The 581-nt window shown below is 44.1% G+C and carries 2 protein-coding genes; both read left to right on the forward strand.

Annotated features, from left to right (window positions below):
* The coding region (locus R7Z77_RS27145; RefSeq protein WP_318137277.1) for a uroporphyrinogen-III C-methyltransferase at positions 1-254 on the forward strand (254 nt) is incomplete at its 5' end.
* Positions 254-581, forward strand: a 328-nt coding sequence (locus R7Z77_RS27150; protein WP_318137278.1) for a heme biosynthesis HemY N-terminal domain-containing protein, incomplete at its 3' end; no start/stop codon positions are given. The genes R7Z77_RS27145 and R7Z77_RS27150, both read left to right, overlap by 1 nt.

Here is a 581-nt window from a genome sequence, read left to right on the forward strand (position 1 = left end):
TCAAAGCGGTTTACCGAGAGCAAGGCGAAATCTACACCACTTCGTTAACGACAGCTGACAAGTGGGCGATGGCTTTCTTCAATCAAGACGACAACGCGGTGAAAGAATTCAACAAAGCACTCAACCAATTAAGCCAACAAAATATTCAAGTTGAGTACCCTGCAAAACTGGAAAGCCAATCTCAGCTATCGGATGTGATTCGTGAGCGACTACGTCGTGAAGTCACAACAATGACAGGTACGGGGGATAAATAATGATTCGCCTTATTTTCCTATTTGTCGTTCTAGGTGCAGGTCTATTTGCCGGTACTCAGTTTTCTGGTCAACAAGGATATGTACTGATCTCAATAGCAAACAAGACCATCGAAATGAGCGTGACCACTTTGGTGATCTTCGTTATCGCTGCGCTAGCTGGTCTTTTCCTCCTTGAATACCTGATTAAAAAGTTGGTTTACGCAAGCTCAAGCACTTGGAACTACTTCAGCGTACGTAAAATGCGTCGTTCTCGTCGCTACACCAATGAAGGCATTATCAAGCTCCTTGAAGGTGATTGGAAAGGTGCTGAAAAGAAAGTCACTCGTT

The organism is Vibrio sp. 1401 (assembly GCF_033340295.1).